Origin of the sequence: Pseudomonas sp. PA15(2017) (genome assembly GCF_001945395.1) — a bacterium.
In the GTDB taxonomy this organism is placed as follows: Bacteria; Pseudomonadota; Gammaproteobacteria; order Pseudomonadales; family Pseudomonadaceae; genus Aquipseudomonas.
Genome location: NZ_MSXV01000059.1, coordinates 124,250 through 149,140, shown reverse-complemented (window position 1 = coordinate 149,140; position 24,891 = coordinate 124,250). Strand labels below are relative to the sequence as shown.

Annotated in this window: 20 protein-coding genes; 8 read left to right on the top strand and 12 right to left on the bottom strand. The window is 63.0% G+C overall.

Features of this window, described 5'->3' with window-relative positions; translation table 11 throughout:
* On the bottom strand, positions 1 to 4,147 hold a 4,147-nt coding region (locus BVH03_RS24820), incomplete at its 3' end, for a retention module-containing protein (RefSeq protein ID WP_075963681.1).
* 304 nt (positions 4,148 to 4,451) lie between these two features.
* Here BVH03_RS24820 and BVH03_RS24815 point away from each other — a divergent pair.
* The 3 genes from BVH03_RS24815 to BVH03_RS24805 are packed head-to-tail and all read left to right on the top strand — an operon-like array spanning position 4,452 to position 9,356.
* Complete coding sequence (locus BVH03_RS24815; protein ID WP_075963753.1) at positions 4,452 to 5,804, top strand: TolC family outer membrane protein; 1,353 nt, start codon at positions 4,452 to 4,454, stop codon at positions 5,802 to 5,804.
* A gap of 32 nt (positions 5,805 to 5,836) precedes the next feature.
* Positions 5,837 to 7,993 carry a type I secretion system permease/ATPase gene (locus BVH03_RS24810; RefSeq protein WP_075963680.1) on the top strand — a complete coding sequence of 719 codons (2,157 nt, stop codon included), beginning with the start codon at positions 5,837 to 5,839 and terminating at the stop codon, positions 7,991 to 7,993.
* Positions 7,994 to 8,012: 19 nt separating this feature from the next.
* A complete protein-coding gene (locus BVH03_RS24805; RefSeq protein ID WP_075963679.1) occupies positions 8,013 to 9,356 on the top strand; it encodes an HlyD family type I secretion periplasmic adaptor subunit in 1,344 nt (447 codons plus the stop codon).
* Positions 9,357 to 9,360: 4 nt separating this feature from the next.
* On the opposite strand, the gene BVH03_RS24800 is transcribed toward BVH03_RS24805, so the two are convergent.
* Together BVH03_RS24800 and BVH03_RS24795 are read right to left on the bottom strand one after the other, a co-directional pair.
* On the bottom strand, positions 9,361 to 10,461 hold the full coding sequence (locus BVH03_RS24800; RefSeq protein ID WP_075963678.1) for an enoyl-CoA hydratase/isomerase family protein: 1,101 nt from the start codon (positions 10,459 to 10,461) through the stop codon (positions 9,361 to 9,363).
* Positions 10,462 to 10,492: 31 nt separating this feature from the next.
* A complete protein-coding gene (locus BVH03_RS24795) occupies positions 10,493 to 11,311 on the bottom strand; it encodes an enoyl-CoA hydratase (RefSeq protein ID WP_075963677.1) in 819 nt (272 codons plus the stop codon).
* Positions 11,312 to 11,490: 179 nt separating this feature from the next.
* Here BVH03_RS24795 and ung point away from each other — a divergent pair, with 179 nt between their 5' ends.
* Positions 11,491 to 12,183, top strand: coding sequence for a uracil-DNA glycosylase (gene ung / locus BVH03_RS24790; protein WP_075963676.1), 693 nt, complete (start codon positions 11,491 to 11,493; stop codon positions 12,181 to 12,183).
* A 209-nt stretch (positions 12,184 to 12,392) separates the two neighbouring features.
* Here the strand turns inward: ung and BVH03_RS24785 are convergent, their stop codons facing one another.
* The 6 genes from BVH03_RS24785 to BVH03_RS24760 all read right to left on the bottom strand — a co-directional run bounded on the left by BVH03_RS24785 (position 12,393) and on the right by BVH03_RS24760 (position 18,264).
* Positions 12,393 to 13,247, bottom strand: coding sequence for a DUF6279 family lipoprotein (locus BVH03_RS24785; protein ID WP_075963675.1), 855 nt, complete (start codon positions 13,245 to 13,247; stop codon positions 12,393 to 12,395).
* 108 nt (positions 13,248 to 13,355) lie between these two features.
* A complete protein-coding gene (locus BVH03_RS24780; protein WP_075963674.1) occupies positions 13,356 to 14,411 on the bottom strand; it encodes an AbrB family transcriptional regulator in 1,056 nt (351 codons plus the stop codon).
* The gene (locus tag BVH03_RS24775; protein ID WP_075963673.1) at positions 14,404 to 15,918 is read right to left on the bottom strand and encodes a tripartite tricarboxylate transporter permease; all 1,515 of its coding nucleotides are present in this window, start codon (positions 15,916 to 15,918) and stop codon (positions 14,404 to 14,406) included. Before BVH03_RS24775 ends, BVH03_RS24780 begins: the two co-directional genes overlap by 8 nt.
* 3 nt (positions 15,919 to 15,921) lie before the next feature.
* On the bottom strand, positions 15,922 to 16,380 hold the full coding sequence (locus tag BVH03_RS24770; RefSeq protein ID WP_075963672.1) for a tripartite tricarboxylate transporter TctB family protein: 459 nt from the start codon (positions 16,378 to 16,380) through the stop codon (positions 15,922 to 15,924).
* 84 nt (positions 16,381 to 16,464) lie between these two features.
* A complete protein-coding gene (locus BVH03_RS24765; protein ID WP_075963671.1) occupies positions 16,465 to 17,448 on the bottom strand; it encodes a tripartite tricarboxylate transporter substrate binding protein in 984 nt (327 codons plus the stop codon).
* Between the two features lie 75 nt (positions 17,449 to 17,523).
* Positions 17,524 to 18,264: a hypothetical protein gene (locus tag BVH03_RS24760; RefSeq protein ID WP_075963670.1), complete on the bottom strand. Its 741-nt coding sequence runs from the start codon at positions 18,262 to 18,264 to the stop codon at positions 17,524 to 17,526.
* A 236-nt stretch (positions 18,265 to 18,500) separates the two neighbouring features.
* Here BVH03_RS24760 and BVH03_RS24755 point away from each other — a divergent pair, with 236 nt between their 5' ends.
* Both BVH03_RS24755 and BVH03_RS24750 read left to right on the top strand, forming a co-directional pair.
* A complete protein-coding gene (locus BVH03_RS24755) occupies positions 18,501 to 19,172 on the top strand; it encodes a response regulator (protein ID WP_075963669.1) in 672 nt (223 codons plus the stop codon).
* Positions 19,165 to 20,556 (top strand): sensor histidine kinase, encoded by a 1,392-nt coding sequence (locus BVH03_RS24750; RefSeq protein WP_075963668.1) that lies wholly within the window; start codon positions 19,165 to 19,167, stop codon positions 20,554 to 20,556. The genes BVH03_RS24755 and BVH03_RS24750 overlap by 8 nt, the downstream gene beginning before the upstream one ends.
* Before the next feature lie 35 nt (positions 20,557 to 20,591).
* Here BVH03_RS24750 and BVH03_RS24745 read toward each other — a convergent pair whose 3' ends face one another.
* Complete coding sequence (locus tag BVH03_RS24745; RefSeq protein WP_075963667.1) at positions 20,592 to 21,428, bottom strand: HDOD domain-containing protein; 837 nt, start codon at positions 21,426 to 21,428, stop codon at positions 20,592 to 20,594.
* Positions 21,429 to 21,476: 48 nt separating this feature from the next.
* Positions 21,477 to 22,418, bottom strand: a complete 942-nt coding sequence (locus tag BVH03_RS24740; protein WP_075963666.1) for a folate-binding protein YgfZ — start codon at positions 22,416 to 22,418, stop codon at positions 21,477 to 21,479.
* Between the two features lie 158 nt (positions 22,419 to 22,576).
* Between BVH03_RS24740 and BVH03_RS24735 the strand changes: the two genes are divergently transcribed.
* Entirely contained in the window at positions 22,577 to 22,831 is a 255-nt protein-coding gene (locus BVH03_RS24735; protein WP_075931219.1) for a succinate dehydrogenase assembly factor 2, read from the top strand.
* On the top strand, positions 22,815 to 23,267 hold the full coding sequence (locus tag BVH03_RS24730) for a protein YgfX (protein WP_075963665.1): 453 nt from the start codon (positions 22,815 to 22,817) through the stop codon (positions 23,265 to 23,267). Before BVH03_RS24735 ends, BVH03_RS24730 begins: the two co-directional genes overlap by 17 nt.
* Here BVH03_RS24730 and nadB read toward each other — a convergent pair.
* Positions 23,236 to 24,852: an L-aspartate oxidase gene (gene nadB, locus BVH03_RS24725; protein ID WP_075963664.1), complete on the bottom strand. Its 1,617-nt coding sequence runs from the start codon at positions 24,850 to 24,852 to the stop codon at positions 23,236 to 23,238. The genes BVH03_RS24730 and nadB overlap by 32 nt on opposite strands.
* Between the last annotated feature and the right edge of the window lie 39 nt (positions 24,853 to 24,891).

Sequence of the window (24,891 nt, the reverse complement as noted above, 5' to 3'; positions counted from 1 at the left end):
CGGCGATATTGATGACGTCATCGGCGGTGATATTGGCGTCGAGGGTAATGGTCGGAACTGGTGCGGTGACATCGACGCTGTAGCCTTCGGTGTCTGTCGCCGTGCCGATGTTGCCGGCGGCATCGGTAGTGCTGATGCTGGCGCTGATGGTCTTGCCAGCGTCGGCGACCAGATCAGCACCTGGGACGTTGATGCTGAAGCCCAGGGTGCCATTTGCATTGGCAACGACCGAACCGGTGAACTCCTTGCCATTGACGGTCAGGGTAACGGTATCGCCGATCTTGGCATCGCCGCCCACAGTGCCGGTAACCGGGATCTGTTGGCTCGACTCGGCAATATTGATCACGTCGTCGGCGGTGATATTGGCATCCAGCGTGATGGTCGGAACGGGAGCGGTGACGTCGACGCTATAGCCTTCGGTGTCCGTCGCCGTGCCGATGTTGCCGGCGGCATCGGTAGTGCTGATGCTGGCGCTGATGGTTTTGCCAGCGTCGGCGACCAGATCAGCGCCGGGCACGTTGATGCTGAAGCCCAGCGTGCCATTTGCATTGGCAACGACCGAACCGGTGAACTCCTTGCCATTGACGGTCAGGGTAACGGTATCGCCGACCTTGGCGTCGCCGCCGACGGTGCCGGTGACCGGGATTTGCTGACTCGATTCGGCGATATTGATGACGTCATCGGCGGTGATATTGGCGTCGAGGGTAATGGTCGGAACTGGTGCGGTGACATCGACGCTGTAGCCTTCGGTGTCTGTCGCCGTGCCGATGTTGCCGGCCGCATCGGTGGTCGAGATGCTTGCGGTTACGGTCTTGCCAGCGTCGGCGACCAGATCAGCACCTGGGACGTTGATGCTGAAGCCCAGGGTGCCATATGCATTGGCAACGACCGAACCGGTGAACTCCTTGCCATTGACGGTCAGGGTAACGGTATCGCCGATCTTGGCATCGCCGCCGACGGTGCCGGTAACCGGAATCTGCTGACTCGATTCGGCGATATTGATGACGTTATCGGCGGTGATATTGGCATCGAGGGTGATGGTCGGGGCTGGCGGCGTAGTATCGATGGCACCGCTGTCGGTAGCAGAGCCTGTGTTGCCAGCCGCATCGGTGACTTTAGCATCGACGGAGTAAGAGCCTTCAGCCAATGGCTGAGGCAGTTCGATGTTATAGGTACCATCAGCCAGTACCGGCGTATTGACAGTATAGGTGTTGGTGCCCTGCGTAATGGTCAGCGTAACCACGCTGCCCACCGGAGCATCGGTCGTACCGGTAATAGTCGGCGTGGTGTCATTGGTAATGGCCGGAGCATCGACAGTGATCAGCGGAGCCGTAGTGTCGATTGCTCCACTGTCAGTAGCTGAACCAGTGTTGCCCGCAGCGTCAGTGACCTCGGCATTAACGGAGTAGGGGCCTTCAGCTAGTGGCTGAGGTAGTTCGACGCTGTAGGTGCCGTCAGCAAGCACCGGCGTATCCACGGTAAAGGTGTTGGTGCCCTGGACAATGGTCAGTGTGACAGTGCTGCCTACCGGCGCGTCACTGGTACCTATGATGGTCGGTGTGGTGTTGTTGGTGATAACCGGAGCATCAACGGTGATCAATGGGGCCGTGGTGTTGATGGTGCCATTGTCATTGGCCGAACCGGGGTTGCCAGCGGCATCGGTGACTCTCGCATCAACCGAATATGGGCCGTCCACCAAAGGTTGAGTCAGTTCGATGCTGTAGGTGCCGCCCGCCAGTACCGGCGTGTTTACGGTAAAGGTGTTGGTGCCTTGTGTAATGGTCAGCGTAACGATGCTGCCCACCGGTGCGTCGGTAGTACCGGTGATAGTCGGCGTGGTGTCGTTGGTGATGGCCGGAGCATCGACAGTGATCAGCGGTGCTGTGATGTCGACGCTGTAGCCCTCGGTAGCCGTTGCAGTGCCGACATTGCCGGCCGCATCGGTGGTGCTGATGCTGGCGGTAACCGTCTTGCCCGCATCAGCGACCAGATCAGCACCTGGCACGTTGATGCTAAAGGTGTTGTTCGCCTGAACTTGGCCCGTGAAGGTCTTGCCATTGACGGTCAGGGTTACGGTATCGCCAACCTTGGCGTCGCCGCCGACATTACCGGTAACCGGAATCTGCTGACCCGACTCGGCGATGTTGATCACGTCATCGGCAGTGATGTTGGCATCGAGGGTGATAGTTGGTACCGGCGCGGTGGTGTCAATGGCGCCGCTGTCGGTCGCCGAACCGGTGTTGCCGGCGGCGTCAGTAACCTTGGCATCTACAGAGTAGGAGCCCTCCACCAAACCAGCCGGTACATCGGCAGAATAAGTCCCTCCCGCGACTACGGTAGCCGTGGTGGTCAGAACGGTTGTGCCCTGAGTAATTGTCAGCGTAACTACGCTGCCCACCGGCGCGTCGGTAGTCCCAGTGATGGTCGGCGTGGTGTCATTGGTGATGGCCGGGGCATCGACGGTGATCAGCGGAGCAGTGGTGTCGATGGCGCCGCTGTCGTTGGCCGAGCCGGTGTTGCCCGCCTGGTCAGTCACCTGAGCCTCAACGGTATACGGGCCTTCAACCAACGGCTGAGTCAGCTCGACGCTGTAGGTACCGCCAGCCAGAACTGGCGTGGTAACGGTGAAGCTTGAACCGTTCTGAGTGACAGTCAGCGTAACGGTGCTGCCCACCGGCGCATCGGTAGTCCCAGTGATGGTCGGCGTGGTGTCATTGGTGATGGCCGGGGCATCGACGGTGATCAGCGGAGCGGTGGTGTCGATGGCGCCGCTGTCGTTGGCCGAGCCGGTGTTGCCCGCCTGGTCAGTCACCTGAGCCTCAACGGTATACGGGCCTTCAACCAACGGCTGAGTGAGCTCGACGCTGTAGGTACCGCCAGCCAGAACTGGCGTATTTACGGTGTAGGTGGTCGTGCCTTGGGTGATAGTCAGCGCGACGGTGCTGCCCACCGGCGCATCGGTAGTCCCAGTGATGGTCGGCGTGGTGTCATTGGTGATGGCCGGAGTATCGACCGTAATCGCCGGAGCGGTAGTGTCGATGGCGCCACTGTTAGTAGCAGAGCCCGTGTTGCCCGCCGGATCATTTACCTGCGCCCCAACGGTATAAGGGCCTTCGACCAATGCCTGGGGCACATCGACGGTAAAAGTCCCACCAGCCAGAACCGGTGTAGTCACAGTAATGACGGTACTGCCCTGGGTGATGGTCAGCGTAACGGTACTGCCAACCGGCGCATCGGTGGTGCCGGTGATAGTCGGCGTGGTGTCATTGGTGACGGCCGGAGCATTGACGGTGATGACCGGCGCTATGGTATCGATGGTGTAGGGCCGATTCGCGGTGGCGGTGCCGACGTTACCTGCCGCATCGGCGCTGCTGACTGTCGCGCTAATGCTGCTGAAGGTGCCGAGGTCAGCGCTGCTGACCGGAATACTGAAGCCCAGCGCTCCGTTGCCGAGTGCGACGACCGTACCGCTATAGACGTTGCCACCCAGGTTCAGCGTGATTGCATCGCCGACCCTGGCTTCGCCGCCGACCGTACCGGTAATGTTCACTGTGGCGGCGCTCAGTTCTGAGCTGTTGAGTACGTCATCGCCAGTGATCGGGTCGATGCTGATGGTCACGACCGGCGCAGTGGTGTCAGGCGAGGTTGTGGGGGTGGCAGCCGCGGCGGTGAAAATGGCGGGATCGTTGTCCTCGATCAGGTTGAAACCTGGAGTACCCAGGCCGGTAGTCTGGAAACCGATCGTTGGATCGACGCGCTGTGCCGTCTCGCTGAGCATTACCGCACTATGGCCGCCACCTGCGCTGCCACCGCCGCCACCTGCGCCAGGGCCTGCCGCGGTCGGCTCGAGGTCGACGGTGGGGTCCATGCCCGCCGCCAGGGCTTGCTCGAACTCACTGGAGGGTGCTTGCGCGGCCTCGGCGGCATCCCGAGTGTCTGGATTGCCGGCCTGCCAGGAGCTATTGGCGCCGAGTTTGACAGTTTCGCCATTCGCCATCTCGAGCGTCACAGAGCCGCCATCGGCCGTGGTGACCTGCTCGCCAGCGAAGATGCGATCTCCCTCGAATACCTGGCGCCGGACTCCGTCGACTGAGGTAACGAAAACTTGACCAATCAGAGATTTGATGACGGCGGCGAAATTGCTCATAACCAGCTCCATGCGCATGCGCGAGGTAACATCTGTGAAATGCGTCTATACCGATTTATAGCGGATACTGCTGAAAACATGTCGTCATATAATTGGCGGAAATTTATTGCTCTAGGGCTGCCGCCAGAGTATTGACCCTTCGGGTCAGATCATAAACAATCAGAACCGTTGATGTCACTTTGATATTTTTCAGTGTTTGGTCTTCCGCCAAACACTGAAGTTCAGTGGCAATGATAGTCTTCGGTCGGTTGCCCAGCGACTTGATCTACACCGACAAAACATGTTGGCCTTAACAGGGAGTTTACTGACCATGCGTTTCATCGCCACGCTTCCTCTTGCCCTCGCCATTTCCGTTTCAGCCCAGGCGCAGACGTTGACCGAGGCCATGCAGAACGCACTCACCGTGCATCCTGAAATTCAGTCCGGCATCAATGCGCGGCTGGCGGTCGAGGAGGAAATGAAGGCAGCACGGGCAGGTTATCTGCCGCGTGTCGACGTGCAGGCCGGTTATGGCCGCGAGGGCACCGACAACAACAGTACCCGCGCCAGGGATGACCGAGGTTACCGGACGCTCAATCGCTCCGAGTCGAGCCTGACCGTCCAGCAGATGCTCTTTGATGGTTTCGCCACCCGTAATGAAGTTGCGCGCCAGCGGGCTACAGTCAACGCCCGCGCCTATTCGTTACTGGCCAACTCCGAGCGGACCGCGCTGGAAGTGGCCCAAGTGTATCTGGATGTTCTGCAGCGCCAGGAGCTGGCGCGCTTGGCGGAAGAGAACCTGCGCAGCCACGAGCGCATCTACGATCAGATTTCCCTGCGCAGCGAACGCGGCGTGGGCCGTATGGCCGATCTCGATCAGGCCGAGGCGCGCCTGGCTCAGGCGCGTAACAACCTGCTGACCGAGCAGACCAACCTGGCCGATGCCCAGGTCACCTACCTGAGCGTGGTGGGCCGCGAGGCCGTTGATCTCAGCATGCCGGACAACATGGGCGTGCACCTGCCCGAAAGCCTGACAGCTGCCCGCGACGAGCTGCTGGCCAACAACCCCAACATCAGTTCGGCCGAGGCCGACGTCAAGGCCACCGAGGCGCAATACGCCGCGGCAAAAAGTACTTACTACCCTCGCTTCGACGCGGAAGTGTCCACCGGCCTCAACAATAACGTCGATGGCGTGAACGGCGAAAACAAGGAATGGCAGGCGATGGTGCGCATGCGCTACAACCTCTATGCAGGTGGTAGCGACAGCGCTAACGTGCGTTCCAGGGCGTACCTGAGCAACCAGGCCATGGACATTCGCAACAATGCGTTGCGCGTGCTCAACGAGGAAGTCGGCCTGGCCTGGAACGCGCTGCAGAATGCCCGTGCACAATTGCCGATCGCCCAGCAGTACGTCGACCACAGCTCCCGGGTGCGCGACTCCTACCAGAAGCAGTTCGGCCTGGGTGAGCGCACCCTGCTGGATCTGCTCGACAGCGAAAACGAATACTTCACCGCCGCCCGCCGCCTGCAGGAAGTGCGTTTTACCGAACTGTTCACCCATTACCGTATCAAGGCGACCACCGGTACGCTGCTCAGAAGCCAGGGAATCTCGGCACCGATGGCCTCCGTGCCGCTGGATACCATCAGGACTAATGTGCAACTGCCCAACATGAACTAGAGTTCGGTTTTTAAGGTAAGGGTAAATGTGCAGTGGCAGTAGAACCTGATCCATCCCAGCCACGTAATGATCCTCGTGACCGTTACGACGATCCTCTGCTGGATAGTTTACTGTCGCTGTGCAGTCTCCATCAGAAGTCCGTCAGTCGGGCCATGCTCACTGCCGGGCTACCGTTACCCAAGCAGCGCCTGAGTGCCGAACTGCTGCCGCGGGCGGCTGCCCGCGCAGGCCTCCAGGGCCGCTGGCTGCGTCGCAATCTCGACAAGATTCCCGAGTTGGCTCTACCCGCGCTGCTATTGCTGCGCGACGGCCGCAGTGCGCTGCTGCTTGGCTGGGAGACCGATGGGCAGGCGCGCATCATGCCCAGCGAGACGGAAGGCGGCGAGGTACGGGTCAGTATCGAAACCCTGGCTGAGGATTACAGCGGCCGGGTGTTCTTTGCCCAGCCTCAGCACAAGTTCGACTTCACTCGTGGCGAGCTCATCCCCCGCGCCAGCTCGTGGTTCAAAGATACCCTCAAGCGTTCGCGTTGGCTTTACATCGATGCCGTTGCGGCGAGTCTACTGATCAACCTGATCGGCCTGGTCACCCCGCTGTTCGTGATGAACGTCTACGACCGTGTCGTGCCCAACCAGGCCGAGGCCACGTTGTGGGTGCTGGCCGTCGGTATCTGCGGGGTGTTCATCTTCGATCTGCTGCTCAAGACCTTGCGCGGCCTGTGCCTGGATCTGGCCGGCAAGAAAACCGACATGATCATCTCGGCCACCCTGTTCGAGCGCATCGTCGGCATGGCGATGAAGCATCGCCCGGCACGGGTCGGCAGCTTCGCCCAGAACATTCACGAGTTTCAGAGCCTGCGCGACTTCCTGGCGTCGCTGACGCTGGCCAGCGTCATCGACCTGCCGTTCACCATCCTGATCCTGGCGGTCATCGCCTATCTTGGCGGGCATCTGGTGTGGATCCCCATTCTGGCTTTCCCGCTGGTCGCGCTGATCGGCTGGGCGCTGCAAAAGCCACTGGCCACGACCATGGAGCGCAGCATGGCCCTGGCGGCCGAGCGGCAGTCCGGGCTGATCGAAAGCCTGGCGGGCCTCGATGCGATCAAGGTCAATAATGCGGAAAGCGAGCGCCAGTATATCTGGGAACAAACCATCGGGACGTTGGGCCGCTTCGAGCTCAAGGCACGCATGTTGTCGAGCCTGGCGATGAACTCGACGCTGCTGCTGCAGCAACTCGCCGGCGTGGTGATCATCGTGCTGGGGGTGTACCAGATCATCGCCGGCAACCTGAGCATGGGTGGCCTGATCGCCTGCTACATGCTCAGCTCCCGGGCTCTGGGGCCGCTGGCACAAGTGTCGGGTCTGTTGATCCGTTACCAGCAGGCGCGCGTGACGCTGGATTCGGTCAACCAGATGATGGAACTGCCGCAGGAGCGCCAGGCCGACGAGCGCCCGCTCAAACGTCAGACGTTGCAGGGCGGTATCGAATTCCGCCAGTTGGATTTCCACTATCCGGATCAGCAGCAGGCTGCTTTGCAGAGCATCAACCTGGTGATCCGTCCCGGAGAAAAGGTCGGCATCATTGGCCGTAGTGGCTCCGGCAAAAGCTCCCTGGCAAAGCTGATCGTCGGGCTCTATCAGTTCGACGCCGGCAGCCTGCTGGTCGACGGGATCGATGTGCGCCAGCTGGATGTCAGCGACGTGCGCTACAACATCGGCTACGTGCCCCAGGATATCCAGTTGTTCGCCGGCACCCTGCGCGACAACCTGATCTCGGGCGCGCGTTACGTCGAGGACGAACTCGTGCTGCAAGCCGCCGAGCTGGCCGGCGTACACGAGTTCGCCCGTTTGCACCCCAACGGCTACGAGCTGCAGGTCGGTGAGCGTGGCCAGAATCTCTCCGGCGGTCAGCGCCAGAACGTGGCTCTGGCGCGGGCATTGTTACTGGATCCACCGATTCTGCTACTCGACGAGCCTACCAGTGCGATGGACAACACCGGCGAAGAGCGCCTCAAGCAGCGCCTGGCAGCCATCAGCAAGAACAAGACGTTGCTGCTGGTCACCCACCGGGCCTCGATGCTGACGCTGGTGGAGCGGCTGGTCATCGTCGACCGCGGGCGCATCATCGCCGACGGTCCGAAAGAGAGCGTCATGGAGGCGTTGAAGAAGGGGCAGATCAGTGTCAGTTAAGGATTCCTTCCAGCGCTTCATGCGTGCTGCCGCTTCCTATTTCGGCCCCCGTGACGAGGTCGGCGACGAACCCCTGCCGGAAGTGCGCAAGGCACTCATCGAAGATGCGCCCAGGGTTCTGCGCCTGACTCTGTGGGGCATCATCGCCTTCGTGGTGTTCTGCTTGTTGTGGGCCAACTTCGCCCAGGTCGACGAAGTGACCCGCGGTGACGGCAAGGCCATTCCATCCTCGCGTGTGCAAAAGATTCAGAACCTGGAAGGCGGCATCGTTTCCGAGCTGTTCGTCCACGAAGGGCAGGTGGTCGAGCCCGGTATGCCCTTGCTGCGCCTGGATGACACCCGTTTTGCCTCGAACGTGGGCGAAACGGAGGCCGATCGGTTGTCGCTGGCCATGCGCGTCGAGCGCCTGAGTGCCGAGGTCGAGGGTCGCGAGCTGGCCATTCCCGAGGGCATCGCCGCCAAGGCTCCAGGCCTCGCGCAGAGCGAAAGGGCGCTGTTTCTCAGTCGCCAGCAGCAGCTGCAGGACGAGATCGCCGGGCTGCAAGAGCAATTGACCCAGCGTCGTCAGGAGGTGCGCGAATACGCGTCCAAGCAGGGCCAGTTCCGTAACAGCCTGGAGTTGCTACGCCAGGAAATCCGCATGTCCGAGCCCCTGGTGGCCGAAGGCGCCGTGTCGCCGGTCGAGGTGTTGCGCCTTAAACGTGCCGAGGTGGAAAGCCGCGGCCAGCTGGAGGCGACCGGTCTGGCGATTCCGCGTGCCGAGGCGGCGATCAAGGAAGTGGAGCGCAAGATCGACGAAACCCGTGGGCGCTTCCGTAGCGAAGCGCTGACGCAGTTGAACGAGGCGCGTACCGACCTCAGCAAGATCGAATCCACCGGCAAGGCGCTGGAGGATCGGGTCAACCGCACTCTGGTTACCTCGCCGGTGCGGGGGATCGTCAAGCAACTGTTGGTCAACACCATCGGTGGGGTCATCCAGCCGGGCAGCGACATGGTGGAAATCGTGCCCATCGACGACACCATTCTGGTCGAGGCGCGCATTCGTCCGCAGGACATCGCCTTCCTGCACCCGGGCCAGGAAGCCGTGGTCAAGTTCACCGCCTACGACTACACCATCTACGGCGGCCTGAAGGCCAAACTCGAGCAGATCGGTGCCGACACGGTGACCGACGAGGAAGGCAACAGCTTTTACCTGATCAAGTTGCGCACCGAGAAAAGCCACCTCGGTACCGACGATCACCCGTTGCTGATCATTCCCGGCATGGTCACCTCGGTGGATATCATCACCGGCAAGAAGAGCGTACTCAGCTATCTGCTCAAACCGATCATTCGCGCACGCGCCGAGGCGCTGCGCGAGCGTTGATCGATCAGGCCAGGTCGGCCAGGGGGTGATCGTCGAGCGCGGCAAAATGCGCGGTGATCACCTGCTCTGGCACCTGGCTGACATCCGGCCAGTGCCAGCGTGGGGCGTGATCCTTGTCGATCAGCCTGGCCCGTACGCCTTCGGCGAATTCCGGGTGGCGGCAGCAGTTCAGGCTCATGCCATATTCCATCCGAAATACCTGCGCCAATGACAGGAGCCGGGCGCGCCTGATCTGTTCCCACACCAGGTGACCGGTCAACGGGCTGCCGCCGAGCATGGTCTTGGCAGCCTTGGCGAGCAGGGCGTCGTCATCGTCTTCGAGGCAGGCCAATGCCTGCCAGCTCAGCGCCAGGTTGGCCTGGTCGAGCAGGGTATCGATGCGTTCGCGACGCGGCAGCCACTGGGCGGCCGGCAGCTCGGCGCGGGCCTGCTGCTCCAACGCCTTTATCAGGCTGTGCAGTTGCAAGTTCGGCTGATCGCGCCAGTTGAGCTGAATCAGTCCGTCGATCAGGGCGTCCTGCTGGGTGTCCAACAGGAAGCGGTCGGCCAGGTTCAGGTCGAGCGCGTCGCGGGCGTTCAGGGGGCTGGCCGTCAATCCGAAGAACAAGCCCAGCTTGCCTGGCAGGCGGGACAGGAAGTGGCTGCCGCCCACGTCCGGAAACAGGCCGATGCTGATCTCCGGCATGGCCAGGCGACTGCTCGGCGTGACGATGCGAATTCCCGCACCCTGCAGCAAGCCCATGCCGCCGCCCAGCACATGGCCATGGGCCCAGCAGATCAGCGGCTTGGCGTAAGTGTGCAGGTAGTGATCGAGGCGGTATTCGTGGGCGAAGAAGCGCTCGGCCAGTTCCGGCGCTTCGCCAGGGCAGGCCAGGCACTGTTTGGCCAGCTGCACCACATCGCCGCCGGCGCAGAACGCCTTGCTGCCGTTGCCGCGCAGCAGCACGCAGGCGATATCGGCATCCTCGGCCCAGGCGCGCAGGCGATCCTGCAGGGCATCGATCATTGGCAGCGAGAGGGCATTGAGGCTCGCCGGCGCGTCCAGGCTGGCAATGGCGATGCGATAGCCGTGCAGGCTGGGACGTTCTTCGAAGGTGACATTCATGAGCATTTCCAGAGGCTGTTGCCGGTGAGCATCATTGATTGCGCCAGTTGGCCGTACGTTTTTCCAGAAAGGCGTTGACCCCTTCGCGCGTATCGGCCGCGTCGAACAGGTCGACGAAACGCTCGCGTTCGGCAGGCAACCAGGTGGTTGGCGCGCGTTCACGAGCGCCCTGGATCAAGGGTTTGATGGCGCGTACCGCCACCGGGCTCTGACTGGCGACCTTGGCGGCCAGCAGCAGCGCGTGGCCGCGGGCCTCGCCGGTATCGACGACCTGTTCGACCAGGCCGATGCGCAGCGCCGTGTCGGCATTGACCCGTTCGCCACACAGAATCATCCGTTTGGCCCAGCCTTCGCCGACCAGCCAGGGCAGGTTCTGGGTACCGCCGGCACAAGGCAGCAGGCCCACGCTGGCCTCCGGCAAGGCCATCATGGCCTGGCGCTCGGCGATGCGGATGTCGCAGGCCAGGGCGCATTCCAGCCCGCCGCCCATGGCATAGCCGTTGATCGCCGCGATGGATACGCCGCGGAAGGCGCTGAGCCGTTCGAAGGCCTCGCCGAAGCGGCTGGCCATCTCGCGGGCGCGGGCCTTGTCGCCATCAGCGAACAATTTCAGGTCAGCCCCGGCCGAGAAGAACTTGCCGCCCTGGCCGGTGATGACCAGCGCATAGATGTTGTCGTCGCGGTCCAGGTGGTCGATGAGCTGCTTGAGGCCGATCAGCGATTCACGGTCCCAGGTATTGGCAGGCGGGTTGTTGATGGTGAGCAGGGCGGTGTGGCCGTGCTTTTCCACCGTGAGCTTGTGGGTCAGGTCGAAGATGCCGGGTTTGTAAGGTTCAAGTGCCGTACTCATGAGTCGTCCTCTTCAGCGGTGTTGCCTTAACTGTAGCGCCAAAGGTTGCTCAGCGTTGCGCCGGGCGATTCACCTTCGGGTCAGAAATCGTTGCGGCCAATCTGAGTATCGGGCGGCGCCTTGACTTGGTCTGTAGGCTTCTCTAGCGTGCCGGTTTCATTGAATTACCGGGAGCAGGCATGTCCGCCGCAGACAAGGTCAAGCTGGAGGCCGGCTGGAAACAGGCGCTTCACGACGAATTCGACAAACCCTACATGAGCGCCCTGGGTGATTTCCTGCGCCAGGAAAAGGCCGCAGGCAAGGAGATCTATCCACCGGGCCCGCTGATCTTCAACGCGCTGGACTCCACGCCGCTCGATCAGGTGAAAGTGGTGATCATCGGCCAGGACCCTTACCACGGCCCCGGCCAGGCCCACGGCCTGTGTTTCTCGGTGCAGCCGGGCGTGGCCACGCCGCCGTCGCTGGTGAACATCTACAAAGAGCTCAAGCGCGATCTCAATATCGATATTCCCAACCACGGTAACTTGCAGTCCTGGGCGGAACAGGGCGTGCTGCTGCTCAATACCTCGCTCACCGTCGAGCGGGCCAACGCCGGCTCCCACGCTGCCAAGGGCTGGCAGCCGTTCACCGATCGGATCATTTCGGTGGTCAGCGAACAGCGCCCCCATCTGGTGTTCCTGCTGTGGGGTGCCCATGCGCAGAGCAAGGAGCGGCTGATCGACACCAGCAAACACCTGGTACTGCGCTCGCCCCATCCCTCACCGCTGTCCGCTCATCGGGGCTTCATCGGCAATGGGCATTTCAGCCGCACCAACAAGTTCCTCGAGCAGCACGGGCTGACGCCGATCGACTGGCGCCTGCCGCCGGCTTGACGCTTGTGCACGATCTCTCCGGGCGTGCGCACGGGCAGCTTCAAGGCAGAAGCGGCCATCGATGCGGTACCTGTGGGAGCGGGCCATGCCCGCGAAACATCAGGGGCATGGCCCGTTCCCACAGGATAGGGGAACGGCTGCTACCGCCACATTACAGCCAAAATGGATAAAGCTCGGCGTGAAGCTCGTGAGCGAGCCCTGGGGGCCGATCAGCCGGAGCAGATCTGCCCGGCCAGGTCGCTTTGCAGCGACGCGAGGCGCTCGTTCACCCGGGTGCGCTGCTGCTCGTCGGCAGCGGCCAGCAGGTCGCTGAGCAGGGTGGCCATCGCCAGGCGCGATTGCTCGTAGGCCTGGGGCGCCCGTGCGTCATGAGCGCCACGGCGGTTCTCCAGCACGTGGCTCATGCGCTGGGCAAAATCCTTGGCGTCACGCTGATCGAGCACGCTGCGAAATTCATCCTGCCAACGTGCGCGATTGTCCAGCCATTGGCGATTCTGGTCGCGGCGCTCGCTGGCCCACTGGCCGATGCGTGCGCGCTGCGTTTCGTTGAATGTGCCGAACCAGGGTTTCAGGCGCTTCTCCAGGCGCTCGGCGCGCTCGCTGATCTGGATCTGCAGTGGCGGGTCGAGAAATTCCTGGCGGTCTTCGCGATTGTCTTTTTCCATGCGTGCGTAGAGCTGCTCGACCTGTTCGGGGCGTAGATCGGCGAGCAGCTCGACCGCCGTGGGGTTGGTTTCCTGCACGATGGCGTGGAACGCCTGCTCGATGTCGATCATTTGCGCCTCCAGTTGGCCGGCGTCCGGCGCAGGTTCCTGAAGCAGCGCCTGTGTGCGTTGTAGCCAGTCCACATAGCGTGGCAGCTCGGTGCTGCAGTGCCAGGCCAGGTGCTCTTGCACCCTTGGCTTGAGCCAGGCCTTCTGTTGTGAGTCGAGGCCCAGGTATTGATTGACCCGCCAGGGTATCACCCAGTCCAGGTTGCGATAGGCGAGGCTGGCCTTGCCACAAGCACTGACCAGCAGGCCAATGGAAAGCAGCAGGAGCAGGCTTTTCAGATAAGCGGACATGTCGACTCCTCGCAGTGCGTACCTGGACAAGAGTAAGCCAGCCATATCGACAGCACGTGCGCGGACATATCCGCTAAAAAAGCCCGACGTTAAGTCAGGCATGAGCGGTCAGGGCTGTGGCGAGTGTCGCTGCCACAGGCGGTACAACGGCTCGGCCAGGAACATCACCAGGAACAGGCGCAGTGCCTGTAGCGCCGTGACCAGGGCAACCGACAACTGCAGTGCTTCTGCGGTCAGGCACAGTTCGGTGATGCCGCCGGGCATCATGCCGAGCATCAGCGAAACCGACTCGATGCCGCTTACCCAGCCGATGGCCGAACCGAGCAGCGCCGTGACGATCATCGCCAGCAGCGTGAACAGCACCACCCGAGCGAGAAAGCTGGGGGCACTGCGAAAGAAAGCCCGGTCGAAATGACAGCCCAGGGCGCAGCCGATCAACCACTGGCCTAGCTGACCGAGCCAGCCGGGCATGCCGATATGCAGATCGAAGGTCACGCTGGCCGCGGCGCACAGCGTCAACGGGCCGAGCATCCACGGGTTGGGTTGCCCGAGCCGTCGCCATAGCAAGGCCAGCAGCGCACCCGCAGGCAGAAGGATCGCCAGCCAGAACCAGTCAACCGGCATGGCGGGTGCGGGTTCGGCGGGTGGCAAGCCCCAGGTGAACAGCGCCGGAATCAGCAAAATGACCATCAGCAGCCGCACGCTGTGCGCGGCGGCGATACGTGCCGGCTGGGCGCCGTGGCGGCGGGACAGGTTGACCATTTCGCTGGCACCGCCGGGCATGCTGGCGAAGAAGGCCGTAGCGCGATCCACACCGGAGCGGCGCAGGCCGGCAATACCGATGACGCTCAGCGCGAGCGTGGCGAAGGCACCGATTAGGATGATCGTCAGATTACCAAGCACCTGCTCGAGCACTTCGCTGGTGAAGTGCAGGCCGATTCCGGCGGCCACCAGCCACTGGCCGACCTGGCGACCACCGGGCATTTCCTGACTGAGTACGCCGCTGCAGCGCAGCAGGATCACTGCCAGCAGAGAGCCGATCACCCAAGGCAAAGGCCAGCCGATGAGGCTGGCCAGATAACCACCGACTGCGCCAACCAGCGGCGTGAGCCACCAGTTGCGCAGATGCCTGGCGTTGCCTTGCGGGTCGACGCTATCAGGCATTGGCCGCTTCGGCCTTGCGCTCGCTGCGCCTGCGCCAGGCGCGGTAGAACGGCAGGGCGATCATCGCCACGATCAGCGTCCACACGCCCCAGGTGATCGGGCTGGCGAACAGGATGCCCAGGTCACCATTGGAGATCGACAGGGCGCGGCGCAGGTTCTGTTCCATCAGGCCGCCAAGGATGAAGCCCAAGAGGATGGCCGACAGCGGGAAGTCCATCTTGCGCAGGATGTAGCCGGCGATGCCGATGCCGATCATCAGATACAGGTCGAACGCGGTGGCGTGCACGGCGTAAACGCCGATCGAAGTGATGATGGCGATGGCTGGCACCAGGGCCCAGTAAGGCACGGCAAGGATCTTGGTGAACACCTTGATCATCGGCACGTTCATCACGATGAGCATGACGTTGGCCACGAACAGCGAGGCGATCAGACCCCAGACGATGTCCGGCTGGTTCTGGAACAGCAGCGGGCCGGGGGTGATGTTGTACAGCGTCAGGGCGCCGAGCATCACCGCGGTGGTGCCTGAGCCAGGAACGCCTAATGTCAGCATCGGCACCATGGAGCCGCAGGCCGAGGCGCTGTTGGCGGTTTCCGGAGCGGCCAGGCCGCGCAGGTCACCATTGCCGAACTTGTTGTCCTTGTGGGCCAGGCGCTTCTCGCTCATGTAGGCCACGGCGCTGGCCAGGGTTGCACCGGCGCCCGGCAGGATGCCCAGGCCGAAACCGACCGCGCCGCTGCGCAGGTTGGTGGCCAGTACCGACAGGCCTTCCTTGAGGTTGAACAGCATGCGGCCCTTGGCTTCAATGGCCTTCTGGCCATGGTGGGTGCGCTCCAGCAGCACGAGGATCTCGCTGACCGAGAACAGACCGAGCACCAACACCACGAACTGGATGCCGTCGGCCAGGCCGAGGCTGCCGAAGGTGAAGCGGTACACGCCGCTGTTCGAATCGATGCCGACGCACGACAGGAACAAGCCAATACAGGCCGCGATCGCGGTCTTCATTGGTTTGTTGCCGGCCATGCCCGCCAGGCAGACGATGGCGAACACCATCAGCACGAAGTATTCGGCCGGGCCGAACGCCACCGCCCATTTGGCCAGCAGCGGGGCGAAGATCACCACGCCACAGGTGGCCATCAAGCCGCCGACGAACGAGCTCCAGGCGGAGATCGACAGGGCGACACCGGCCTTGCCCTGACGGGCCAGTGGGTAGCCGTCCAGGGTGGTCATCACGGCCGAAGCTTCGCCCGGAATGTTCAGCAGAATGGAGGAAATACGACCGCCGTATTCGCAGCCCAGGTACACGGCAGCGAGCAGGATCAGCGCGGTTTCCGGCGGCAGGCCGAGAGCGAAGGCGATGGGGATCAGCAGCGCCACGCCGTTGATCGGGCCCAGGCCCGGCAGCAGGCCGACGATAGTACCGATCAGGGTGCCGCACAGCGCGGTGAACAGGTTGTAGGGGCTCAGGGCGACGCCGAAGCCCTGACCCAGGTAGCTAAAAGTATCCACGGATCAGATCTCCAGGGAGGACAGGATGCCGAGCGGCAGCGGTACGTCGAGGATTTTGTCGAACAGCAGGTACAGACCGATGGCCAGTACCACACCGGAAATCACGCTGGCGACCCAGGTGCCTTCGTACAGACGCGCCATGGCGATACCGAAGATCAGGCTGGCCGGCACGAAACCCAGGGGTTCGAACAGGGCGGCATAGATGGTGAGGATCACCACGCAGCCGATCACCTTGCTGATCACGTGACGGTCCAGAGGCGGCTCGTCACTGTGCGAAGCGCTGCTCGACGGCTTCTTGACCAGCAGATAGATGGCGCCCAGACCCATCAGGATCAGCAGCAGCATCGGGTAGGCGCGCGGGCCCACCGGCTCATAGGAGAAAGGCGCGTGATAGCCCCAGGCGACGATACCCAGCGCTACGCAGGCGAGCAGTAGCACGACGCCGAAAATGCGTTGTGACATTGAGGAAGTCCTCGTTCGAGCATGACAAAGGCATCCCCTGGGCAATGCCCAGAGGATGACCGGGTAAGGGATGCGGCGCGGGTGTTACTGCTGGATCAGGCCGAATTCCTGGGCCAGTTCCTTGTACTGTGCGACCTGCTTCTTGACGTAGGCGTCCAGCTCGTCACCGGTCATGGCGAACGGATAGAGCTCACGGTCTTCACGCAGCTTGGCGAAATCTTCGGAGGCCAGCAGCTGGTCGAAGGCGTTCTTCCACCAGGTGTACGCTTCGTCGCTGACTTTCGGGCCGAGGTAGAAGCCGCGGATCACCGGCCACACCACGTCGAAGCCCTGCTCCTTGGCGGTCGGGATGTTGGCGACCACGTTACCTGGCAGGCGCTCTTCAGAGAACACCGCGAGAATGCGCATGTCACCGCTTTCGATGTGCGGTACGGAGTCGGAGATGTCGGTACTGGCTACCTGGATGTGGCCGCCGAGCAGGGCGGTAGCCAGCTCGCCACCGCCTTCCATTGCCACGTAGCGCAGTTCGCGTGGGTCGATACCGGCGGCGCGGGCAATCAGTGCGGTCTGCATCCAGTCCTGGCTGCCGACGGTGCCGCCGGAACCGATGACCACTTTGCCTGGGTTTTCCTTCAAGGCCTTGACCAGGTCGTCGAGGGTCTTGAATGGCGAATCGTTGCGTACCGCCAGAGCACCGTAGCTGGTGCCGACGCCAGCCAGCCACTTCACGGCGTTCTCGTCGAAACGACCGAACTTGCCCTGCGCAAGGTTGAGTAGCGAGCCGCTGGAGAAGGCGGTGATGGTGCCCGCTTCGGACGGACGCTGGGCGACTACCGCGTTATAGGCCACTGCACCAACGCCGCCAGGCATGTAGGTCACGCGCATCGGCGCCTTGAGCAGCTTGCTTTCGACCAGCGCGCTCTGCGCCAGTTTGCAGGTCAGGTCGAAGCCGCCGCCGGGGGCAGCCGGTGCGATGCACTCGGGACGACGGGGCTCGTCGGCCAGTGCCTGGCCCGCCAGCATCAGGCAGGAGGCGGTCAGCAGGATGGTACGCAGAGATGTTTTCATCGGTTGTTCTCCGTTGGAGTCTTTATTGTGTAACCAGCATCACACCGGCCAATGGCGCGGTACGGGCGAGCCTCGCTACGCGCACAGGCGCGAATGCTCGGCTGATCGGTCGAGGCGGTAGCGCTGTAGCTTGGGCGCCAGGCTGTTGCCTGCTTCCCGGACGGCAGCGCTGCGTGCCACATACTTCAAGTCGACGTTGCGTTCCCATTGCCTGTCGCCACTGCCGGCGTCCGCCACTTCAGCATGATCGCCGGGGCTGCCTGGGGTCTGTTCCCGTTTCAGCGCGGCCGTGCGTGAAACGGGAACAGACCCTAGTGGGCGGGAGCGCAGGACAGGAACGCCGAGCGCTTTGAAGTCGTGACTCGTCTGCCGTCCACCCGTGCTGGGTTCGGCAGAAGCGATGAAAAAGGGCAGATAAGCCGCATGGTCTGCAGCACTGTTCGCGGCTGCGGGCTGCGATTGGTCAAATAACGCGCCTGGTCGCGTGCGACGAGCTTGTACACCTGGCTCGTTGACTGCGCGCTGGGTCACGATACGCTCCCTATCGGCAATCGCCTCGGACGGCTCGGCGGCTGTGTCGTGTTCGGCTGCGTATCGGCTGGTCTGCTGGGCTGCCTCGAGCTGCTGAGCGTCTTCCCGACGGTCACGGGGCGCTGGCTCAGGGGCACGATAGAGGGCTGGCTGGGTCTGATTTTCCAGGCTAGAAACGGAGTACTCGGGGAGGTTCGCCTGGGCGAGCGAGGCGAAGAAGGCAGCCGGCAGGGCGAGGCTCAAAAGGCTCGAAGACGAGATAGCCCGGCGCGCGGCGATCGGCATGCGTGATACTCCATTGTTATTGTTGTCACGACCGCACGCCACCGTGCGAGTCGCTGATTGGGAGGATCGAGCCGCCCGGGAAGTGATCCTAGAAGTGCAACCTTTCACCAACCTTTCAATGCAGCAAGTTGTTGCACATGTGTCGCCTTTTCATGCTGTAACTGCCAACTTTGTGCGCGAGCGGTAAACTCTCGCCACACATGGCGGTCAAGTCCATGGTTCGGTTGGAGGTTGCAGTGCGAATTCTGCTGGTCGAGGATCATCCGCAATTGGCGGCGAGCGTCACCCAGGCGCTCAAGAGTGCGGGATGGACGGTGGATGTGCTGCATGATGGCGTAGCGGCTGATCTCGCGCTTGGCAGCGAGGAGTACGCCCTGGCGATTCTGGACGTCGGCTTGCCGCGCATGGACGGCTTCGAGGTGCTGGCGCGCTTGCGCGCCCGCGGCAAGACCATCCCGGTGTTGATGCTCACGGCCCGCGGAGAGGTCAAGGACCGCGTGCACGGCTTGAATCTGGGGGCCGACGACTATCTGGCCAAACCCTTCGAACTGAGTGAGCTGGAGGCGCGGGTCAAGGCCTTACTACGCCGTAGCATGCTGGGTGGCGAGCAGCAACTGCGCTGCGGTGACCTGGTCTACGACCTGGATACCCGGCGCTTCACGTTGCTGGAGGAGAGCCTCAATCTGACCTCTCGCGAGCAGGCCGTGCTCGAGGCGATGATCTCCCGGCCAGGGCGCGTCATGAGCAAGGAGCAACTGGCCTCCCAGGTGTTCGGCCTGGACGAGGAGGCGAGCGCCGACTCCATCGAAATCTACGTCCACCGCCTGCGCAAGAAGCTCGAAGGCGGTTCGGTGCGCATCGTCACCTTCCGCGGCCTGGGCTATCTGCTGGAAGCCACGGGTGGATAGGCCAGGCAGTCTGCGTGGCCGGCTGATTCGCCGGCTCGCCGCGCTGTTCACGGTGATCCTTCTGGTCAGCAGTCTGACCGCCTACTGGAGTGCCCGCCACGCGGCCGATACGGCTTACGATCGCACCCTGCTGGCGTCGGCTCGGGCGATCTCGGACGGGCTCTACGCCGTCGAAGGCATGCTCAGTGCCAATGTGCCGTATATCGCCCTGGACACCTTCGCCTACGACAGCGCCGGGCGTATTTATTATCAGGTGCTCGGCCCCAAGGGCGAGCTGGTCTCGGGGTACGAAGACCTGCCCGCGGCGCCGCCGAATACGCCGCGAACCAATGATTACCCGGCGCTGGCCAAGTTCTACGATGGCGATTACCGCGGGCAGGGCGTGCGCGTGGTCAGTTTCCTGCAGCCGGTCAGCGAGCCCGGTTACAGCGGCGTCGCCGAGATCCGCGTGGCTGAAACCCAGGGTGCCCGGGAGCGCATGACCCGAGATCTGCTGTTGGGCACGTTGTGGCGCATGGGCTTACTGTCGCTCAGTGCGCTGCTGCTGGTCTGGTTGGCGGTGAGCGCCGGGTTGCGACCGCTCGAAAGCCTGCGCAGAACGGTCGCCGCGCGCAGCAGCGACGACCTGCGCCCGCTGCCGGACGAGGACATGCCAAGAGAATTGCGGCCACTGGTCAACGCCCTGAATCAGTTCAACGACCGACTGCGCGGCCTGTTCGAGCGGCAGTCGCAGTTCATCGCCGATGCTTCCCACGAGCTGCGTACGCCCCTGGCGGCGCTCAAGGCGCGCGTCGAACTGGGCCTGCGTGACCAGGATCCGCGCATCTGGCACGCAACGCTCGAGGACGCGGCCCTCAATGCCGATCGCCTGACTCACCTGGCCAACCAGCTGTTGTCATTGGCACGGATCGAAAGCGGTGCGCGGGCGATTGCCGAGGGCGGCGCTTTGCGCCTGGATCTCAGCCAGCTGGCCCGCGAACTGGGCATGGCTCTGGCGCCTTTGGCTCATTCGCGCGGCGTAGCCCTGGCGCTGGAGGCCGAGCAGCCGGTGTGGATTCGCGGCGAGCCGACGCTGCTCAATGAGCTGTTGTGCAACCTGGTCGACAATGCCATGGCTTACACCGAGGCCGGCGGCAACGTCATCCTGCGGGTCAGGGAGCCGGGGGTGCTGGAGGTCGAGGACGATGGGCCGGGCATTCCCGAGGAAGATCGGGAGCGAGTGTTCGAGCGCTTCTATCGGCGCCAGGCCCAGGGGCTGGGCGCTGGCCTGGGGTTGGCCATCGTCGGCGAGATCTGCCGCGCTCACCGCGCCGATATCAGCCTGCATCAGGCCAGCCCCCATGGACTGCTGGTGCGCGTGGTGTTTCGTGGTGAGACGAGTTAGCTGAACGGGGCGAGCCGAGACTCGCCCCCGAGCGGTCACTGCAGCATGGTCATGGCAGCGTCCATGGCCGCCGAGAGGTCTTCGTCGGCATGGATGTCCAGGTCCGGTTTGATGCCGAGCTTGGCGAACGCCGGAATCTGGCTCCAGTCCAGCTGTGTATAAGGGTGCGGGGTGCCGAGGTGGCTCTGCAGGGTAGCCACCTGCACGATGTCGACGTAGTCCACCTTGCCGCCGTCGCGGCTGAAGTTCAGGTATTGGCTCGGGATGCAGGCGATCATCTCCGGGAATTCCCAGGTGCGCAGGATCTTGTCACCAATGATCGGGTGGATTTGCTCGATCACATGGTTGAGGCTGATCGAGTCGGCCAGCAACTCGCTGTGCTCTTCGGCATAGGTGAGGATCGGCAGCACGCCAATCTGGTGCACCAGGCCGGCGAGGGTGGCCTGATCCGGCATCAGCCGCGTGTAATGACGGCACAGCACGTGGCAGATACCCGCGATCTCGGTGCTCTTGGTCCACACTTCGCGCATCTTGCGGTCGACCACATCGGTGGTCGCCTGGAACATCTGTTCCATGGCCAGGCCCGTTGCCAGGTTGCACGTATAGTTGATACCCAGGCGGCCGATGGCCATCTGCAGGTCGGTGATTTCCCGGTTGGTGCGCAGCAGCGGGCTGTTCACCACCTTGATGATGCGTGCGGTGAGCGCGGCGTCGTTACCGATCACCTTGGTCATCTCGGGGATGCCGACGTTGGGGTCCTCCGCCGCCTCGCGAACCTTCAGGGCGACCTCGGGCAGGGTGGGCAGCACCAGTTCATCGTTTTCGATGGCCCTGGTCAGATCCAGCAGGACTTTCTCGGCGAGTTTGCTCATGAAATTCTCGTTCTTGGCGGAGTGATGGCAGACGCTACGCAGTGTACGTCAGCGCTGGATTTCGCGGTTGCTGTCCAGCGTATACGGCAGGTCGAGCAGGTCGAGCGGTAAACCTTCCAGGCTGCCCAGGTGGATATTGCCGTCGATTGCCGCGTCTGCCTGCACGACTGCCAGCAATTCCACGCCGCCGACGCTCGAGGCGGCCAGCACCACTTCGCCCACCGCACTGCGGTGCACGGGCGAGAACAGCTCGGTGCCCGGCGCCGGCGGTTGGTCGCCATCCAGGCGCAGGCGGTACAAGCGGCGTTTGAGCTTGCCCAGGTACTGCATGCGGGCGACGATTTCCTGGCCGGTGTAGCAGCCCTTCTTGAAGCTCACGCCGCCTACGGCCTGCAAATTGATCATCTGCGGAATGAACAGCTCGCGCGTGGTGCCGGTCACCTGACCAATGCCAGCGCGGATCTGCGCCAGCAGCCAGTCGTTGAGCGAGGCTTCAGTGAGCTGCTCGCTCAGGCGTGCACGCAGGGCTTGGGCATGCTCGGCCGGCGCCCACAGCTCGGCGCGGCCGTCGCTGAGACGGATGGCCAGCAGCGCGTCGGTGCTCGCCACGCTGTCAGCTTCGGCTGCGAGGTCCAGCTCCAGGGCTTGCAGAACGGCATCCGCGCCGCTCAGGCCGAAGCGAGCCCAGGCAGCGCTCTCGTCGCTCAGCTTGGCCTTGGAGAACACCGCGTATTTCTGCAGCTCGGCAAGTTGCGCCGCCAGCAGCTCCTGGCTCATGGCCAGGAGAAAACCATCGGCTACGCTGACGATGCGAAAACTCGACAGCATACGACCCTTGGGTGTACAGCGAGCGCCCAGGCTCGAGCCGCTGGTGCCCAGGTAGTTGATGTTGCAGGTGATCTGGCCCTGCAGGAACTTGGCTGCATCGGGGCCGCGCACGGCGAGGATGCCTTCGTGGGTAAGCGGGCAAAAGAAAGCGCTATCGGCCATGGTCGAGACAATCGTGGGCAAAGAATGAGGCTGCCATGATAAGAGCAGCGGCAAGCGTCTAGCTACAGGCAAAGATGCCGTCTGGCGTTTCGCCTGGCGACGCTGATGCGAGCGGCGGCTGTTGGTATACTGCCGGCCTTTTTCCGAGGAGCACTCCCATGGTCGATGCCACTGAACTCAATCGCCTCTTCTGGCACAGCCGGCGCGGCATGCTGGAGCTGGACGTATTGCTGGTGCCTTTCGTGCAGGAGGTTTACCCCACGCTCGACGAGGACGATCGCGCTCGCTACCGCAAGTTGCTCGAATGCGAGGACCAGGACATGTTCGGCTGGTTCATGCAGCGCGGTGAGCCGGAAGACGCCGATCTGCGCCACATCGTTCGCATGATCCTGGATCGTGTCCAGCCCAAGTAAACGGTTCGAGTGCGAATGGCGGCCGTCACGGCGGCTGCTGGAAATCTACCTGTGCGCCCAGACCCTGGCACTGTTGACGTTGTCGCTCGTCGAGATTCCGCTCTGGGCGCGTCTGTTAGGCGTGCTGGGCTGTGCATGCCATGCCGTCTGGGCACTGCCCAGGCACGTGCTGCTGACCCACCCGGCCGTGTTCAAACGCCTGCGTCACGACGATGACGGTTGGCAGGTGGCGAGCCGCGGAGGGCAGTGGCAGCCCATCACCTTGCGCCCGGACAGCATGGCGTTGCCGTGGCTGGTCATCGTTCGCTTTCGCCTGCCGGGCAGCCGGCTCACGAACAGCCTGTGCATCGCGGCCGACGCCATGCCCCAGGATGCGCACCGACGTCTGCGGGTGCGCCTGAAATTCAGCCGTCAGCGTTGGCGGGTTGCAGAATAGTGTCGTGTGGCTTGGGCAGCAGGTCCGGGTAATCCAGCGTGTAGTGCAGGCCGCGCGACTCCTTTCGCGCCATGGCCGAGAGAATCATCAGTTCCGCCACCTGGGCCAGGTTGCGCAATTCGATCAGATCCCGGCTGACTTTGTAGTTACTGTAGAACTCGTCGATTTCATCGAGCAGCAGGCGCACGCGATGCTGGGCGCGCTGCAGGCGCTTGGTGGTGCGAACGATGCCTACGTAATCCCACATGAAGCGCCGCAGTTCGTCCCAGTTGTGGGCGATGATCACATCCTCGTCCGAGTCGGTGACCTGGCTGGCGTCCCAGGAAGGCAGGTTGGCGGGCATCACTACGCAATCCAGGTTGGCGACGATGTCAGCGGCAGCCGAGCGGGCATACACGAAGCACTCGAGTAACGAGTTGCTGGCCATGCGGTTGGCGCCATGCAGGCCGGTGAAGCTGGTTTCACCAATGGCGTAAAGACCGTCCAGATCACTGCGGCCCGCCTGGTCGACCAGTACGCCGCCGCAGGTGTAATGAGCGGCGGGTACCACGGGAATGGGCTGGCGGGTGATGTCGATGCCGAACTCCAGGCAGCGCTGGTAAACGGTCGGGAAATGATTTCTGACGAAGTCCGCCGGCTTGTGGCTGATATCCAGATAGACGCAGTCGATGCCCAGGCGCTTCATTTCGTGATCGATGGCGCGGGCCACGATGTCGCGTGGCGCCAACTCCTCGCGCGGGTCGAAGCGCGGCATGAAGCGTTCGCCGTTGGGCAGGCGCAGCAGGGCGCCTTCACCGCGCAGAGCCTCGGTGACCAGGAAACTCTTGGCCTGCGGATGATAAAGGCAGGTGGGATGAAACTGGTTGAATTCCAGGTTGCCGACCCGACAGCCAGCGCGCCAGGCCATGGCGATGCCGTCGCCGCAGGCGCCATCGGGGTTGCTGGTGTAAAGGTAGACCTTGGCCGCGCCGCCAGTCGCAAGGACCACGAAGCGCGCATGGTGGGTGTCCACTTCACCGCTGCGACGGTTCAGCACGTAGGCACCCAGGCAGCGCTGGCTGTCACGACCCAACTTGCGTTCGGTGATCAGGTCCACCGCCACCCGCTGTTCGAGCAACACCACGTTGTTTCGCTGGCGCGTGCGTTCGAGCAACGTATTGAAGATGGCTGCGCCAGTTGCGTCGGCGGCGTGGATGATGCGGCGGTGGCTGTGGCCGCCCTCGCGGGTCAAGTGAAATTCGAAGCCGCCGTCTTCACCCTGATGCTCGTCATCACGGGTGAAGGGGACGCCTTGCTCGATCAGCCATTCGATCGCTTCGCGGCTGTGTTCCACAGTGAAGCGCACGGCATCTTCACGGCACAGGCCGGCTCCCGCATCGAGGGTGTCGTCCACGTGCGAGTCGACGGTATCACTGTGATCCAGCACGGCAGCGACGCCGCCCTGGGCCCAGTAGGTCGAGCCATTGGTCAATTCGCCCTTGCTCAGCACGGCGATGTTCAGATTGTCGGGAAGCGTGAGCGCCAGGGTAAGGCCGGCGGCGCCGCTGCCGATAACCAGAACATCGTGCTGAAAGTGTTGGCTCATCGTTATGGATTCCACTGGATGGCATGCAGCAAAAAGAGG

What these genes read in the sequence shown, in the direction of transcription:
- BVH03_RS24805 (WP_075963679.1), top strand. Translation starts at nt 8,013, where the DNA reads ATGCGTGCTGCCGCTTCCTATTTCGGCCCCCGTGACGAGGTCGGCGAC.
- BVH03_RS24800 (WP_075963678.1), bottom strand. Translation starts at nt 10,461, where the DNA reads ATGAATGTCACCTTCGAAGAACGTCCCAGCCTGCACGGCTATCGCATC.
- BVH03_RS24795 (WP_075963677.1), bottom strand. Translation starts at nt 11,311, where the DNA reads ATGAGTACGGCACTTGAACCTTACAAACCCGGCATCTTCGACCTGACC.
- ung (WP_075963676.1), top strand. Translation starts at nt 11,491, where the DNA reads ATGTCCGCCGCAGACAAGGTCAAGCTGGAGGCCGGCTGGAAACAGGCG.
- BVH03_RS24785 (WP_075963675.1), bottom strand. Translation starts at nt 13,247, where the DNA reads ATGTCCGCTTATCTGAAAAGCCTGCTCCTGCTGCTTTCCATTGGCCTG.
- BVH03_RS24780 (WP_075963674.1), bottom strand. Translation starts at nt 14,411, where the DNA reads ATGCCTGATAGCGTCGACCCGCAAGGCAACGCCAGGCATCTGCGCAAC.
- BVH03_RS24770 (WP_075963672.1), bottom strand. Translation starts at nt 16,380, where the DNA reads ATGTCACAACGCATTTTCGGCGTCGTGCTACTGCTCGCCTGCGTAGCG.
- BVH03_RS24765 (WP_075963671.1), bottom strand. Translation starts at nt 17,448, where the DNA reads ATGAAAACATCTCTGCGTACCATCCTGCTGACCGCCTCCTGCCTGATG.
- BVH03_RS24760 (WP_075963670.1), bottom strand. Translation starts at nt 18,264, where the DNA reads ATGCCGATCGCCGCGCGCCGGGCTATCTCGTCTTCGAGCCTTTTGAGC.
- BVH03_RS24745 (WP_075963667.1), bottom strand. Translation starts at nt 21,428, where the DNA reads ATGAGCAAACTCGCCGAGAAAGTCCTGCTGGATCTGACCAGGGCCATC.
- BVH03_RS24740 (WP_075963666.1), bottom strand. Translation starts at nt 22,418, where the DNA reads ATGGCCGATAGCGCTTTCTTTTGCCCGCTTACCCACGAAGGCATCCTC.
- BVH03_RS24735 (WP_075931219.1), top strand. Translation starts at nt 22,577, where the DNA reads ATGGTCGATGCCACTGAACTCAATCGCCTCTTCTGGCACAGCCGGCGC.
- nadB (WP_075963664.1), bottom strand. Translation starts at nt 24,852, where the DNA reads ATGAGCCAACACTTTCAGCACGATGTTCTGGTTATCGGCAGCGGCGCC.